The sequence below is a fragment of the Pedobacter lithocola genome (genome assembly GCF_042650845.1).
Lineage (GTDB): Bacteria > Bacteroidota > Bacteroidia > Sphingobacteriales > Sphingobacteriaceae > Pedobacter > Pedobacter lithocola.
The window spans coordinates 71135-86732 of sequence record NZ_JBHSBW010000007.1; the positions used below are offsets into that span (position 1 = coordinate 71135).

A 15598-nucleotide genomic window follows, 5' to 3' on the forward strand; every position below is an offset into this window, starting at 1 on the left:
GATTATGAGCGAGCCAATTCCATATCCACAATTACATGACGAGCCTGTTATGCAATTTAACGACGTTGATGCTTCGTTAACTTACAGCTATGCAAATTATTTAAACTGGCTTTTTGAAGAGCGAGTAGAGCTTATTAAAGGGAAAATCTTTAAGATGAGTCCTGCGGCTTCCCGAATACATCAGGAGATATCTCGAAATATTTTTAACCCATTGGTTAATTTTCTTAAAAAACAACCTTGTAAAGTTTATTCTGCACCGTTTGATGTCCGTTTTCCAAAAGAAAGTAAGGAAGATAAAGATGTATATACGGTTCTTCAGCCAGATATTTGTGTTGTTTGCGATAAGAGCAAACTAGATTATCACGGTTGTATTGGTGCTCCGGATATTGTGGTAGAAATCCTTTCTCCAGGAAATACCAAAATGGAATTACTGAATAAGTATAAGGTTTATGAAGAGTTTGGTGTTAAAGAATATTGGGTAGTTAGCCAAAGTGACCAAAGCATTCTAATCTACACCTTAAATGATTTTGGTAAATTCCAGCCATCGAAAATATTCACGCTGAGCGAGAAAATAACTTCAACGGTTTTACCAGGCTTTGAGTTAGCTTTGGACGATATTTTTGCAGATTTGGATTAGATAGCAAATGATTAATTGAAGTTTTCAAAACTAATCTGTGGCGATAAATTTAATTTTCCGTTGGTTGAAACCAACGGAAACGAGTGAATGATGCTCAAAACGATATATTTAAGCTTATTGCTATTCATCGCAGGCTGCTTAGCTGCCTGATTATTAGAATGAAACGATTGGCTTTAGCCAGAATTATTTAGCAATTAATTAAATTCATTGCTCTTTTATCCTTGCTCTAATTTTCTAGCGCAGACAGAACTTCCATAAACCGGATTGCAGTGAAAACCCTTTTTGTTGCAGGTATTCGACAAGCTCACGCTGCCAAACACAAAAAGATTGAAACGTAAAGCCGGACTAACATTAAAATGAAATGCTGCTCTTGCTTTTCAAAAGATTTCTACTTTAAATTTTGCCCTTAAAAACGTATTTTTGCCACTCAAATTGATATTGAATAATTTTTCATGAGCATTTCCACTAAGTACAATCCGGCAGAAACAGAAGGTAAATGGTATAGCTATTGGCTATCGAAAAAGTTTTTTCACTCAGAACCTGATGAGCGTGAGCCTTATACCATTGTTATTCCGCCGCCGAATGTTACTGGAGTTTTGCACATGGGCCACATGTTAAACAATACGATTCAGGATGTTTTGATTCGTAAGGCCCGTATGCAGGGTAAAAATGCTTGTTGGGTTCCTGGAACTGACCATGCATCTATCGCTACGGAGGCGAAAGTTGTAGCCATGCTAAAGGAACAAGGCATTGATAAAAAAGACCTTTCTCGCGAAGAATTTTTGAAGTATGCCTGGGAGTGGAAGGAGAAATATGGCGGAATTATTCTGGAGCAATTAAAGAAATTAGGTGCGAGTTGTGATTGGGACCGTACACGTTTCACGATGGAGGAAGACCTTTCTGAGGCGGTTATCGATTCGTTTATTCACTTATATAACAAAGGCTGGATTTATCGCGGCATCCGGATGGTAAACTGGGACCCAGCTGGTAAAACTGCGGTTTCTGATGAGGAAGTTATCCGAAAAGAGGTAAATCAAAAGTTGTACTACATTAAGTATTTAATTTCGGGGAGCGAGAATCAGTTTTTAACAATCTCAACAACTCGTCCGGAAACAATTATGGCTGATGCTGCAATTTGTATTAATCCGAATGACGAGCGTTTTACGCATTTAAGAGGCAAAAAAGTTTTCGTGCCTTTGGTAAATCATGAAATCCCGGTAATCGAGGATGAATATGTTGATATTGAGTTTGGTACTGGTTGTTTAAAAGTTACACCAGCGCATGATTTGAACGATTATGAGTTAGGTGTTAAACACAATTTGCCAGTTACCGATATTTTAAATGATGATGGAACTTTAAACGAATTAGCGGTTATTTTAGTGGGCGAAGATAGATTTGTAGCCCGTAAAAAGATTGCCAAAATGTTGGAAGAGGCCGGCCATTTAGATAAGGTAGAAGATTATAAATCGCAGGTTGGTTTTTCAGAACGTACCGATGCAGCTATTGAACCGAAACTTTCTATGCAGTGGTTTGTGAAGATGAAAGAAATGGCGCAACCTGCTTTAGATGATGTTTTAAATGGTGAAGTAAACCTGATTCCAAATAAATTTGAGAACACCTATCGCCACTGGATGGAGAATGTTCGCGATTGGAACATTTCTCGTCAGCTTTGGTGGGGACAACAAATTCCGGCTTGGTACGATGATAAAGGAAACTGGGTGGTTGCCAAAACTAAAGATGAGGCTTTAGAAGAATTTTGGAAGAAAAAGCATTTAGATATAAGTGCTAACGAAAGTGAAAAAGCTGGATTTAAACATCAATTAGAACCTTTTGTAAGACAAGATGAAGATGTAATGGACACATGGTTTTCTTCCTGGTTGTGGCCTATCTCAGTTTTTGATGGTTTTAAAGATCCGAATAATAAAGATATTAATTACTACTACCCAACCAACGACTTGGTTACCGCACCAGAGATTTTATTCTTTTGGGTGGCAAGGATGATTATGGCTGGACATGAGTTTATGGGCAAAAAACCATTTACAAATGTGTACTTAACAGGTATTGTTCGTGATAAATTAGGGCGTAAAATGTCTAAATCGTTAGGCAATTCTCCTGACCCAATTAGACTGATTGAAAAATACGGTGCTGATGCCGTTCGTGTTGGTATGTTAATGTCATCGCCGGCTGGAAACGATTTAATGTTCGATGAAAGTTACTGCGAACAAGGACGGAATTTCGCCTCAAAAATATGGAACGCTTTCCGTTTAGTAAAAGGTTGGGAAGTTGATGAAAGCTTAGCAAACCCGAATGCACAAGCAATTATGTGGTTTGAGAATCGTTTCAATGAGGCTTTGGTAGAAATTGAGGCAAACTTTAAACAATATCGTTTATCAGAGGCGTTAATGACCACCTACAAATTGGTTTGGGATGATTTCTGTGCATGGTATTTGGAAATGGTTAAACCTGCATACCAACAACCAATTGATGCAGAAAGTTATAAAGCTACAATCGGATTCTTCGAAAACATCATTAAATTATTGCACCCAAATATGCCTTTTTTAACTGAGGAATTATGGCATGATGATTTATTTGCTGAACGTGGTGAATTAGAATGTTGCATTGTGGCCGAATATCCAAAAGGTGGTTCGATTGATGAAAAACTACTGAAAGATGCAGAAGTTATCAAAACCGTTATCGCAGAAATTAGAAATGTGCGTAACCAGAAACAAATTTCACCAAAAGAGGCATTGCCTTTGAGTTTGAAAGTAAATTCGGATATCGATTACGAAAAATGGTTAAACATTGTTTTCAAATTGGCTAATGTTGCCGAGGCTGAAATTGTTAATGATAAAATTGTTGGCGCAACTGCTTTTATGGCTGGCAAGGATGAGTTTTTTATTCCTTTAACTGAAAATATTGATGTTGATGCAGAACGCATTCGCCTAAATGCCGACTTAGTTTACTTGCAAGGTTTCTTAAAATCAGTTGATGCAAAGTTGAGCAATGAGCGTTTTGTTCAAAATGCAAAACCCGAAATTATTACCAATGAGCGCAATAAAAAGGCTGATGCCGAGGCAAAAATTAAAATTATAGAAGAAAGTTTGGCAGTTTTAGGTTAAAATCCCCCTTTTCAATGTTATTGCTTTGGTAAATTAATGCTGTCTCGCTCCTTGAAGTGTGGGATTTGGAGGGCAATGCTTTTAACCCTGGTTTAACCCACCAAACTTTGTTTCCCGCTCTTCGAGGAGAGGAAACGCACAAAACTACAAATACTACTTCCTTTCATAGGGTGAGGTTTTTGTTTTCAGAAGTTTGCTCTGAGCTAAAACCTCACCCTATCAATGTTATTACTTTGGCAAATTAATGCTTTCCCTCTTCTTGAAGAGAGGGATTTATGGAACAATACTTTTTAACCCTGGTTCAACCACAAAATTTTGTTTCCCTCTCTTCAAGGAGAGGCTTAGCACAAAAGAACAAGCACAACTTCCTTTAATAAGGAGAGGTTTTCATATCGCTATCGTTTCTAAATTGTTACCAAAACCTCTCTAAAAAAATCCTATTTTAGAACTCATTAAGCGCTTATAAAACGTTTAATGTTATGAGCTCTTCTAACCTAAATCTAAACCTATTTATTCTATGGAAAATTCCAGAAGAAAATTTATTAAGCAATCTGCAATATTTACTGCCGCAACTTATGCTGGTACCATGGGCATGAGTGCAAAAAGCTACGGCCGCATAATTGGCGCAAACGATCGGGTTCGCGTAGGTGTTGTTGGCTTTTCCGACCGTTTTAAAGACACACTTTTGCCATGCTTCCTAAATCATAACAAAGAACTAAATTTCGATATTGTTGGGCTTTCAGATTTATGGAATTATCGTAGAGATTTAGGAATTGAGCATTTGAAAGAGAAATTCGGTCATGATATTAAAGCATGCAGAAACAATGATGAGCTTTATGCAATGAAAGATTTAGATGCAGTTATCATCAGCACTGCCGATTTTCAGCATGCTTTACATACCATCGAAGCTGTTAAGGCAAATTGTGACGCTTATGTAGAAAAACCTTTTGCCGAAACCATGGATGATGCAAAGGCTGCTTTAAAAGCTGTAAAAGCAACTGATAGAATTGTACAAATTGGTTCGCAACGTAGAAGTGGAGAGAATTATGCAAATGCCGCGAAATATATACAAGATGGCAAATTCGGACCAATCACTGCTGTAGATTTGGTTTGGAATGTAAATCAGCCAGGGCGTTGGCGCAGACCAGAGTTGGTTGCAAAACTTAAAGAAGAAGATATAGATTGGAAAAGATTTTTATTAAATCGCCCGACTGAAGCTTTCGATCCAAGAAAATATTTAGAATATCGGTTGTTTTGGCCTTATTCTTCGGGCATGCCTGGCCAGTGGATGTCGCATCAAATAGATACTGTTCATTGGTTTACCAACCTAAAACATCCACGAAGTGTAGTTGCTAATGGTGGTATTTATACTTGGAAAGATGGGCGTAGAAATTGGGATTCCATGGTTGCTGTTTTTGATTACGGTCAGCCGAATGCTGAAGATGGTTTTCAGGTTACATTTACTTCAAGAATGCAAAATAGCGTAGGCGATGTAGGTGAAGTTTACTATTCTAATGGTGGAGAATTAAACCTTATTACAAACAAGGTTTCACCAAAAGGTGGTTTGAAAGAAAAGGAAGCTGCGGCGATGGGTTTAAAAGCCAATCTTCTACCAGAGTTCGATTTAAGTAAATCGGAAATCAAAGCTGCAACAGGTGCGAATATGGGCGGTGACTTATTGACCTCGGGTCACATGCGAAACTGGATGGAATGTATCCGAAGCCGCAAAACACCAAATGGACCAGTTGAAGCTGGTTATTCTCATTCAATTGCAAACATCATGACAAATGCCGCGGTTCGTACAGGTGCTAAAGCCATTTTTGATGAAAACAGACAAGAAGTAATTGCCAACGGAAAAGTTTTTAAATATTAATTAGTTTATCATCATATAAGACACCTTAGAAAACTCAATTTAGTTAAACAGCTAATATGTTCTCAGTTGTATCAAACAAATCCTATCATGTTAAATATTAAAAAATACACCATACTAGCCCTTTCACTAATAAGTTTATCAGCTGCAGCTCAAAAGTCTAAACCACTTTTTGATGGTAAAACACTTACCGGCTGGAAAGCTGTTGCAGGTGCCGCTCCATATAAAGTAGAGGACGGAATGATTATTGGAACCATGACTAAAGGCACACCAAATTCATTCCTAATTACCGAGCAAGAATATGGAGATTTTATCTTAGAATTGGATGTAAAATTAGAAGGAGAAACAACAAATTCAGGCATCCAAACCCGAAGTCATATTAAGCCCGAAGGCAACAATGGTAAAGGCTTGGTTTACGGAAGGCAAGTAGAAATAGACCCAACGCCAAGAGCGTGGACTGGTGGTGTTTACGATGAAGCAAGAAGATTGTGGCTTTATCCACTTGAATTAAATCCATCTGCAAAATCATTATATAAAAAGAATGAATTTAACCATTACAGAATAGAATGTATTGGCAATGAACTGAAAACATGGGTAAATGGAACTTCTGTTTCTTATGTAATTGATACTCTTGATCAATCAGGTTTTATCGGATTGCAAGTTCACGGAATTGGAAATATTTTAGAAAATGATGGAAAGAAGGTTTATTTTAAAAACATCAACATTCAAACAGAGAACTTAAAATCCAAAGCGTTCCCAAAAGGAATTTATGCAGTTAATTTAACACCAAATGATTTATCTGCTTACGAAAAACTAAATGGCTACAAACTGCTTTTTGATGGAAAAAGTAATAACGGGTGGGTTGGTGCTTATAAAACAGAATTTCCGGCTAAAGGATGGAAAATTAACGAAGGAATTTTACAAGTACAATCTTCCTCTGGTGCAGAGTCTACTAACGGTGGCGATATCGTTACCAAAGAAGAGTTTGCCGCTTTCGACTTATCTTTCGAGTTTAAATTAACGCCTGGTGCAAATAGTGGTGTTAAATATTTTGTAATCCTTGCAGAAAAAAATTCAGGCTCGGCTATTGGGTTAGAATATCAAGTTTTAGACGACGAATTGCATCCCGATGCAAAATTAGGAAGAGATGGAAATAGAACTTTAGCTTCTCTATACGATTTAATTACGGCTAAAAAAGAACCCCGATACCTCCGCCCGATTGGTAGTTGGAATAATGCTCGTTTAGTGGTTTATCCAAATAACAAAGTTGAGCATTACTTAAACGGTGTTAAAGTTTTAGAATATGTTCGTGGCTCTGAAGAGTTTAAAAAACTGGTTGCCATTAGTAAATATAAAGATTGGAAAAATTTTGGAGAAGCATCAAAAGGCCATATTCTAATTCAAGATCATGGCAATGAGGTAAGTTATCGCACCATTAAAATAAAAACACTAAAATAAATTTTAAAGCAAATTGTAATCGGGCAGCTGTTGAATAAAATCAAAGCTGCCTTTTTCATGGTTTATTTTTGCATAAACGTGTTGCAAACCATTTGTTAAAGCTATCCATTTGGCCTGATGAATTGAATTGTATCTCGCAGCTTGGTCAAAAACAGATTGGGTGATTTTAACCTTTGGCGCTTTACATTCTATAAGTAATAATTTATTTCCGGCAGTATTATAAACCAGAATATCGCTTCGTTTTTGCAATTGATTTAAAACTAAACCACCTTCAATCTGAATCAAAGATTTAGGGAATTTTTTTTCTAAAATTAAATGTTTGATGAAATGTTGGCGAACCCATTCCTCTGGTGTTAAAACCAAATGCTTTTTTCTTAGTTCATCAAAAATGAAAACCACATCTTCTTTCTCTGTAATTTTAAATGGATAGGGTGGAAGGTTTAGCGGAGTTGGGTTAAACATTTTTATAAGTTTTCACTCAGAAATAGCCAGATTTACTGTCGTTTCGTGATCCAAAGTTAGCATTGTTTATAAACATTTAGTAAAATGATAAAAGCTAAATTGTAATTTTACAAGTAATGACTGCCGCCGAAATTATTAAAGATATTAAAGCCCGAAAGTTTAAGCCTGTTTATTTATTACATGGTGAAGAAGCTTATTACATAGATCAGGTAACTGAATATATCGAGGATAAATTATTGAACGATGCTGAAAAGGGCTTCAATCAAACCGTTTTATATGGCAAAGATACTGACGTGGCAACTATTTTAAGTGCAGCGAAACGGTATCCAATGATGTCAGATTACCAGGTTGTAATTGTTAAGGAAGCACAAGATTTAAAATGGTCAAAAGAAGAAGGAAGTAGTAAAGAAGCAGAATTTGCGCTTAATTATTTTGAAAAACCTCTACCTAGTACGATTTTAGTATTGGCCTTTAAATATGCAAACTTCGATAAACGAAAAAAAATATATAAAGCAATAAGCAAAAGCGGTGTAATTTTTCAGTCTGATTTGGTTCGCGATTACAAACTTGTTCCGTGGATTGAAGATTTTGTAAAAGACAAAGGATATAAAATCGACCAGCAAGCATCAGCCTTGATGGCAGAATATTTAGGTACAGATTTATCTAAAATTGCTAATGAGATTGAAAAACTAATGCTTAATGTGCCTAAAGAAGTAACCATTAATACAGATTTGGTTCAGAAAAATATAGGTATAAGTAAAGAATACAATGTTTTTGAATTGCAGAAAGCTTTAGCTGTACGTAATGTTTTAAAATGTAATCAAATCATAAATTATTTTGCCAATAACCCAAAAGCAAATCCTATGGTTATGGTTTTGGCAAACTTAGGGGGTTATTTTACTAAGCTTTTAAAATATCATTATGTGCCAAATAAAGCTGATGCAGCTTCCGCTTTAGGCGTTCCTCCATTTTTTATTAAGGATTATGAAGTTGCAGCAAGAAACTATAATACCGCGAAGGTTTTTCAGGTTATTGGTTTGCTAAGAGAGTATGATTTAAAAAGTAAAGGTTTAGAAAGTAGCGGCAATGTTGATGATGGCGATCTTTATAAAGAATTAGTGTTTAAGATTATTCATTAGTGAGTTTGCACTTAGCAACCAACCGATAATTCATATTTAAAAGGTAAAAGATGCTTTCTATGAAGGTAATCGGCACAATCTTCAGGCTTTAAATGCTCAAAATTTCTCTATAAAATAAATATTGAAGTAAAATCGTGTAAATAGGCTTATTGTAACTTAAAAGTTATTCTCAAAATCGTATCATATAGTACTTCCTACCATATATTTACCATCAAATCAACTTATAGTTATGAAAAAAAATATACTCAGCATTTTATTTGCTGTTTCTGCCATTACATTTGCTCAGGCACAGGTAAGGCAAGGAGGAGCCATACCTGGTGATACTACACGAAGAGCAGCAGGAGCAGCATTAGGCTCTGGCGTTAGGGCTCAACCAAAACCTTACGACCAAGTCATTACAAGTAAAACATCCACCAGAAGGGGAATGATCACCACGCATAAATTAGAAGATAAATTTTTATTCGAAATTGCTGATTCTACTTTGGGCAGAGATATTTTAGTGGTAAGCCGTATTTCTAAATCGGGTGCCGAAGTTAGGGCAGCACAAGGTTATGCAGGCGACCAAATTGGTAGCTCTGTTATCCGTTTCGAAAAAGGACCAAACAATCGCATATTCATGCGCAAAATAAGCTATCGTACTTATGGTCCGGATAGTACAACTTCCATGTATCAATCTTTAAAAAATTCAAACATACAGGCAATTGCTGCTTCTTTTAACATTGCAGCTTATACTGCTGATAAAAAAGGTAGTGTAATTGATGTTACTGAATATTTGAATAGCGATAATGATATTTTCTATTTCAGTTCACCTGCTGCAAAAACACGTTTTAGATTAGGTGCTCAACTTTCTGATAGAAGTTATATCCAAAGCTTAAGAAGTTTTCCAACTAACGTAGAAATTAGTACAGTAAAAACCTACAGTTTAACAGCCGCACCTTCGCCATTTGGTGGTGCCGCACCTACCGGGATGGGTGGTAATGCATCTGCTGGTTCATCAACTGTAGAATTAAATACATCATTGGTTATACTTCCAAAAGTGCCAATGAAAGCCCGCTACTTTGACCAACGAGTGGGTTATTTTGCGGTTGGATACACCGATTTCGATTTAAATCCTCAAGGAGTGAAAGAGATTGAGTTAATTAAAAGATGGAGATTGGAGCCTAAACCACAAGATATGGCAAAATACAAACGTGGCGAATTGGTTGAACCAACTAAACCTATTATTTTTTATATCGACCCGGCTACACCTAAAAAATGGATTCCTTATTTAAAAGCGGGTGTTGATGATTGGGCTAAAGCCTTCGAAAAAGCAGGTTTCAAAAATGCAATCATGGCAAAAGAAGCGCCAAGTTATAAACAAGATTCTACATGGAGTATTGATGATGCCCGTCATTCGGCGATTGTTTACAAACCATCAGAAATTGCTAATGCTAGTGGTCCTAGTATTTCTGACCCGAGAAGTGGTGAAATTATGGAAAGTCACATCAACTGGTTTCACAATGTTCAAAAACTGGTGCACGATTGGTACATGATTCAAACTGCAGCAGTTGATCCAAGAGCTCGTAAAATGACTTTTAGTGATGAGTTAATGGGCGATTTGATTCGTTTTGTATCATCGCATGAGGTTGGTCATACTTTAGGTTTACGCCACAATTATGGCTCAAGTTCTACTGTTCCTACTGAAATGTTAAGAGATAAAAAATGGGTTGAAGCACACGGACATACACCATCTATAATGGATTATGCTCGTTTTAATTACGTTGCTCAGCCAGAAGATAACATTTCTGCAAAGGGTTTATACCCTCGCATTGGCGATTATGATAATTGGGCAATTGAATGGGGTTACAAATATTTCCCTGAAACAAAAAATGCTCAGCAAGAAGTGCCGATTTTAAATAAATTGGTTATCGAATCTGCTAAAAATCGCAGGTTATGGTTCGGTACAGAAACCAATCCTGATGATCCACATTCGCAAAATGAAGATTTATCGGATAATGCAATGAAAGCTAGTACTTATGGTATTAAAAACCTTAAAGTTATTTTAAATAATTTACCTGTTTGGACCAAAGAACCTGCTGATGGTTATGATAACTTAGCCAATATGTATGGTCAGTTAACTACACAATTTGGTCGTTACATGGGCCATGTAGCTAAAAATGTTGGTGGAGTTTACGAAAACCCGAAAACGGTTGAACAATCTGGTGCAGTTTACGAGCGTACACCTGCTGCTACGCAAAAGGAAGCTATGAATTTCTTAGATGTTCAATTGTTTAAAACGCCAACCTGGATGGTGAGTAAACCAATTTTAGATAACATTGACCAAGACGGTTTAGAAGTTGTTGGCAGATTGCAAAACACAACAATTAACAGGTTGTTAGGAACAAGCACATTAACTAAATTAATCTCTGCTGAAGCAGCAGATGGTGCTAGCGCTTATAAAATTACCGATTTATTTACCGACTTAAATGCTTCAATTTTTACTGAGCTAAAATCCAATCAGGAAATTGATGTATATAGAAGGAATCTTCAAAAAATGTACGTTGATAAATTAGTTTCAATTATTAAACCAGTTGCTGCACCAACAGCAATGAATGCAATTTTAGCCGGCGGTGGTAGAGGTGGTGCAGCTCAAGGTGGCATTACAGCTTCACAAAGTGATGTTGTTTCAGTTGTAAAAGGCGAGTTGAAAGCTTTAGATGGAATGATTAAAACAAGTGCTACTACTGCAACTGGTTTAAGCAAATATCATTTAGAAGATTTAGCAAGCAGAATTGATGATGCACTAGATGCTAAAGTAAATAATTAGAATACAGTATTATACTAAAAGAGCTTCCTGATGTAAAAACCAGGAAGCTTTTTTTATTTTGAAATCAATCGATTGATATATGAATATGGTAAGTTTAATTTATTTTCTATTCTGTTAAATTCCATGTTAATCGTAAATTCGAAGCTTAAATAAATTACATGAAACATTGGTTAGTCAAATCAGAACCGTTTAAATATAGCTGGGAAAAATTTAATAAAGATGGTCGTACCTTTTGGGATGGTGTGCGTAATTTTCAAGCCAGAAACAACCTGAAAGAAATGAAAGAAGGCGATTTGGTACTTTTTTATCACAGTAATGAGGGTAAAAATGTTGTAGGTATTGCCAAGGTTGTAAAAGAGTTTTACCAAGACCCAACCACAGAGGATGCAAATTGGGTAGTTGTAGATTTAATACCAGTAGAAGCCTTAAAAAATCCGGTTACGTTAGAGCAAATTAAAGCAGAAGAAAGTCTTAAAGATATTTCATTGGTTCGCCAGGGTCGCTTATCTGTTATGCCCTTAAAGGCAGAAGAGTTTGATAAAATATTAGAAATGGGAAGTTAATTAATGATTCAATTCTACAGCTTTCTTTTTACTTAACATTAGCCCTGCCGTCATAACCAAACTCGAACCTAAAACCACTAGAAATAGAAATGAAGTACCAACTTGTGGTATCTTAAGCGAATTTGGCAAATTGAAATAAAGCAAAATACTGATTAATCCTCTTGGTGCAATATATACGATTGGCGAAACATTACCGTTTTTAAATACTCTTAAACAGAAAAACCGAATGACATAAATGGCAGCCAGAATGAAAAATCCGTTCGCCAATATTGGCTTGTCGTTCAATTCGTGAATGTTCATTGTAAAGCCAAAAATCACAAAGAAAAAGGTACGTAGAATAAAAGCACTCTCTGCCGAGAGCTGATACAATTGAGATAAATCTGCACTTAAATTTTTATACAAAAACGTACTTCTAAACCATAAATTTTGAATGGTGTCTGCGTTATTCAAAAATAAGCCTGTACTTAATATCAAAACAAGTGATGATAGATGGTAAGATTGACCAATCGCATAAACTAAAATCAATATCGAAATGATAAGGAAAAACTTAATGTGATGAACCAATTTGCCCATAATGTAAATCAATACAATGCAAGCAATGGCCGACAATAAAATAACCAGAAAAGTACTTAAGCCAAGACCAATAAAGGATGATGAAGTGATGGAATGATTGGTAATGGCAAAGTTGAAAGTTATTATGCCTAAAATATCAGAAAAGGAAGATTCATAAATTACAAACTCCTTATTCTCTTTGTTTAATGCAGCTGCGGATGGAATTGCAATTGCTGAACTGATAACACTAAACGGAATTGCGTTGGCAATACAAGTGTACAAATTTGCATGACTAATTTGGTAAATAATTAGGGTAATTATGGTTACTGTACCAAGCAGAATGGTCAGTGCAGAAAAAAAAGCGCTTCTTATAATCTTGTTTTTTTCTTTATCATACTTTAATTCAAGTGAACCTTCAAAAACGATAAGAATTAAACCGACTGTTCCTAAAGTTGGCAGTATGGAAAGAAAATTCAGGGTCTGAATTTTAAGGTTGTCCACCAGTAAACGTAAACCTATACCCAATAATAGCAATAATAAAACCGAGGGAATTTTGGTTTTATTTGCCACTAAATCAAACAGATAGGAGAAAATTACTAATCCGCTTAAAATAATAAGGATGGTGTATGTAGTCATATTTTAGCGATTGATGTTTGCTAAAATAAAACAATAGCACTAAGCACAAAGAAAATTATTGTAAAATTTACTCTTTAAAAAATAAAGCCTTCAGTTCATTTGCATCATCAGGGTGCATTTTACCGCCCAAAACCAAACGCAATTGCCTGCGGCGAAGGGCACCAGCAAAAAGTTCAATTTCTTCAACGCTTTCAGGTATAGCTTCTGGTACCGGGATGGTTCTTGCACTTTGGTCAACAGCAACGAACGTGTAATAGGCTTCGTTACTTTTTTGGCGTGCACCACTCGGAATATTTTCTGCCCAAACATCTAATCTAACCTCTACAGAAGTATTAAATGCCCGAGTTACTTTGGCTTCAATGGTAATTACATCACCAAGCTTTATGGGATGTTTAAAAGAAACATTATCTACAGATGCGGTTACAACAATACGATTGCAATGTTTTTGTGCAGAAATTGCAGCAGCAATATCCATCCAGTGCAGCAATCTTCCACCCATTAAATTGTTTAACGTATTGGTGTCATTTGGTAGCACCAACTCGTTCATTATTGTAAAACTCTCTCTAACAAATTTCTTTTTTAAACTCATAATCGAGCGCAAAAGTACATAAAAGGTATATTATTAGCGCAAGTTTTTGAGATTTTGAGTATCCATGGGTGCAATTAGTTAGTTGATGTCAAATTTCGGTATTTATAACGTTGAACTGTTGTTACTCAATCTTAACAATCAGTAATTTTCCATTGCCTTGTTACTTTATCGGTCTCAAGACAAAACCTTTTCCCAATTTACTTCCAGTCAACATTACCAAAAAACAATTCAGGAATAATCATGTTATCTAATCAAAAATTGTAAAATAATGCAAAATCAAACCCTTATCCAATATTTTCATTGGTATTATAACGAACAAGAAAACTTATGGACTAAAGTTGCCAAAGAGGCATCTCATTTAAAAGAATTAGGTATCACAACGGTTTGGTTACCACCAGCATATAAATCCAATAACTCACCTTATGATGTTGGTTATGCAGTTTACGATTTATTTGATTTAGGAGAATTTGACCAAAAAGGCGCAATTGCTACTAAATATGGAACTAAGGATGAATACATAAAAGCCATTGATGCTTTGCATGATAATGGTATTGCAGCGATTGCGGATATTGTTTTTAACCATAAGGCCGGTGGTGATGAGTTGGAAAAAGTAAAAGTTAGAACTGTAAGTGAAGAAAATAGAAACGAGTTTACCAGTGATGTTTTTGAAATCGAAGCTTGGACCAAATTTACATTCCCTGGTAGAAAAGGTAAATATTCAGAATTTATTTGGGATCATTTATGTTTCAGTGGTGTAGATTGGGCCGAAGATTTACAAGAAACAGCTATTTATTCCATCCAAAATCACTTAGGAGAAGGTTTTGAAGATGTTCCTTCAACTGAAAATGGCAACTACGATTATTTAATGTACAATGATATCGATTACCGCAATCAGGCTGTAGTTGATGAATTGAATTATTGGGGCGAATGGATTGTAGAAACCACAAAAGTTGATGGTTTTAGGTTAGATGCTGTTAAGCATATAAATCCTACGTTTATTGTTGAGTGGCTCGATCATTTAAACCAAAAATACGATAGGCAATTTTTCGTAGTTGCGGAAGATTGGAATGTGGTTGAAGTAGATGGACAATTAGAATATATCAATATGACTGGTGGCAGAACTCAGATTTTTGATTCTGTACTTCACCATAATTTCTATCTGGCGAGTCAAGATGCAAATGAGTTTGATATGCGCACCATTTTTGATAAAACATTGATTCAAATTAAACCTGAACTTGCAGTTACTTTTGTAGATAATCATGATTCGCAACCATTGCAGGCTTTAGAATCTTATGTAGAATTTTGGTTCAGGCCGCTGGCATATGCTATCATTTTGTTAAGAGAACAGGGCATTCCATGTTTATTCTTTCCTGATATCTATGGTGGAATTTACGATGATAAAAATCCTGAGGGTGAAGATGTTCATGTTGACTTAGCCGCTATACCAGCTGTTGAAACCATGAGTAAAATTCGTGCAAGTTTAGCATATGGTTTTCAAAGAGACTATTTCGACCATAGCAATTGTGTTGGCTGGACCCGCGATGGTGATGATGAACATGAAAATAGTGGTTTGGCAGTATTGCTAAGTAATGGAGATGAAGGTTTTAAAGATATGGAGATTGGAGAAAAGTTTGCAGGTAAAACTTTTATAGATGCTTTAGGTCATTGCAAACAAGAAGTTACCATTAATGATAATGGATGGGCTACATTTCACTGTAATGCCGGGAGCGTTTCCGTTTGGATTTTAAAATCAGAAGGGTAGTATTT

At 35.9% G+C, this 15598-nt stretch carries 11 protein-coding genes; 8 read left to right on the top strand and 3 right to left on the bottom strand.

Going from position 1 to position 15598, the window contains the following annotated elements; genetic code table 11:
• Window positions 1–4 precede the first annotated feature (4 nt).
• The 4 genes from ACFOWA_RS02745 to ACFOWA_RS02760 all read left to right on the top strand — a co-directional run bounded on the left by ACFOWA_RS02745 (window position 5) and on the right by ACFOWA_RS02760 (window position 7084).
• The gene (locus ACFOWA_RS02745) at window positions 5–637 is read left to right on the top strand and encodes a Uma2 family endonuclease (protein ID WP_378981547.1); all 633 of its coding nucleotides are present in this window, start codon (window positions 5–7) and stop codon (window positions 635–637) included.
• A gap of 452 nt (window positions 638–1089) precedes the next feature.
• Window positions 1090–3756 (top strand): valine--tRNA ligase, encoded by a 2667-nt coding sequence (locus ACFOWA_RS02750; RefSeq protein ID WP_378981549.1) that lies wholly within the window; start codon window positions 1090–1092, stop codon window positions 3754–3756.
• A 517-nt stretch (window positions 3757–4273) separates the two neighbouring features.
• Complete coding sequence (locus ACFOWA_RS02755) at window positions 4274–5629, top strand: Gfo/Idh/MocA family protein (protein WP_378981551.1); 1356 nt, start codon at window positions 4274–4276, stop codon at window positions 5627–5629.
• Window positions 5630–5716: 87 nt separating this feature from the next.
• Window positions 5717–7084: a 3-keto-disaccharide hydrolase gene (locus tag ACFOWA_RS02760; RefSeq protein ID WP_378981553.1), complete on the top strand. Its 1368-nt coding sequence runs from the start codon at window positions 5717–5719 to the stop codon at window positions 7082–7084.
• A 3-nt stretch (window positions 7085–7087) separates the two neighbouring features.
• Here ACFOWA_RS02760 and ACFOWA_RS02765 read toward each other — a convergent pair whose 3' ends face one another.
• Window positions 7088–7546, bottom strand: coding sequence for a type I restriction enzyme HsdR N-terminal domain-containing protein (locus ACFOWA_RS02765; RefSeq protein ID WP_378981555.1), 459 nt, complete (start codon window positions 7544–7546; stop codon window positions 7088–7090).
• A 116-nt stretch (window positions 7547–7662) separates the two neighbouring features.
• Here ACFOWA_RS02765 and holA point away from each other — a divergent pair, with 116 nt between their 5' ends.
• From holA to ACFOWA_RS02780, 3 genes are all read left to right on the top strand, one after another.
• Entirely contained in the window at window positions 7663–8685 is a 1023-nt protein-coding gene (gene holA, locus ACFOWA_RS02770) for a DNA polymerase III subunit delta (protein ID WP_378981556.1), read from the top strand.
• 229 nt (window positions 8686–8914) lie between these two features.
• Window positions 8915–11491, top strand: coding sequence for a zinc-dependent metalloprotease (locus ACFOWA_RS02775; RefSeq protein ID WP_378981558.1), 2577 nt, complete (start codon window positions 8915–8917; stop codon window positions 11489–11491).
• Window positions 11492–11649: 158 nt separating this feature from the next.
• A complete protein-coding gene (locus ACFOWA_RS02780; RefSeq protein WP_378981560.1) occupies window positions 11650–12054 on the top strand; it encodes an EVE domain-containing protein in 405 nt (134 codons plus the stop codon).
• On the opposite strand, the gene ACFOWA_RS02785 is transcribed toward ACFOWA_RS02780, so the two are convergent.
• Window positions 12055–13242 carry a sodium:proton antiporter gene (locus ACFOWA_RS02785; protein WP_378981562.1) on the bottom strand — a complete coding sequence of 396 codons (1188 nt, stop codon included), beginning with the start codon at window positions 13240–13242 and terminating at the stop codon, window positions 12055–12057. It abuts the gene before it with no gap.
• 67 nt (window positions 13243–13309) lie between these two features.
• Entirely contained in the window at window positions 13310–13831 is a 522-nt protein-coding gene (locus tag ACFOWA_RS02790; protein WP_378981564.1) for an acyl-CoA thioesterase, read from the bottom strand.
• A 268-nt stretch (window positions 13832–14099) separates the two neighbouring features.
• Here ACFOWA_RS02790 and ACFOWA_RS02795 point away from each other — a divergent pair, with 268 nt between their 5' ends.
• A complete protein-coding gene (locus ACFOWA_RS02795; protein ID WP_378981566.1) occupies window positions 14100–15593 on the top strand; it encodes an alpha-amylase in 1494 nt (497 codons plus the stop codon).
• Window positions 15594–15598 lie beyond the last annotated feature (5 nt).

Bases quoted from the DNA above. Each gene is read 5' to 3' on its own strand.
- ACFOWA_RS02780 (WP_378981560.1), top strand. From the start codon at position 11,650: ATGAAACATTGGTTAGTCAAATCAGAACCGTTTAAATATAGCTGGGAA.
- ACFOWA_RS02765 (WP_378981555.1), bottom strand. From the start codon at position 7,546: ATGTTTAACCCAACTCCGCTAAACCTTCCACCCTATCCATTTAAAATT.
- ACFOWA_RS02775 (WP_378981558.1), top strand. From the start codon at position 8,915: ATGAAAAAAAATATACTCAGCATTTTATTTGCTGTTTCTGCCATTACA.
- ACFOWA_RS02750 (WP_378981549.1), top strand. From the start codon at position 1,090: ATGAGCATTTCCACTAAGTACAATCCGGCAGAAACAGAAGGTAAATGG.
- ACFOWA_RS02795 (WP_378981566.1), top strand. From the start codon at position 14,100: ATGCAAAATCAAACCCTTATCCAATATTTTCATTGGTATTATAACGAA.
- ACFOWA_RS02755 (WP_378981551.1), top strand. From the start codon at position 4,274: ATGGAAAATTCCAGAAGAAAATTTATTAAGCAATCTGCAATATTTACT.
- ACFOWA_RS02760 (WP_378981553.1), top strand. From the start codon at position 5,717: ATGTTAAATATTAAAAAATACACCATACTAGCCCTTTCACTAATAAGT.
- holA (WP_378981556.1), top strand. From the start codon at position 7,663: ATGACTGCCGCCGAAATTATTAAAGATATTAAAGCCCGAAAGTTTAAG.
- ACFOWA_RS02785 (WP_378981562.1), bottom strand. From the start codon at position 13,242: ATGACTACATACACCATCCTTATTATTTTAAGCGGATTAGTAATTTTC.
- ACFOWA_RS02790 (WP_378981564.1), bottom strand. From the start codon at position 13,831: ATGAGTTTAAAAAAGAAATTTGTTAGAGAGAGTTTTACAATAATGAAC.
- ACFOWA_RS02745 (WP_378981547.1), top strand. From the start codon at position 5: ATGAGCGAGCCAATTCCATATCCACAATTACATGACGAGCCTGTTATG.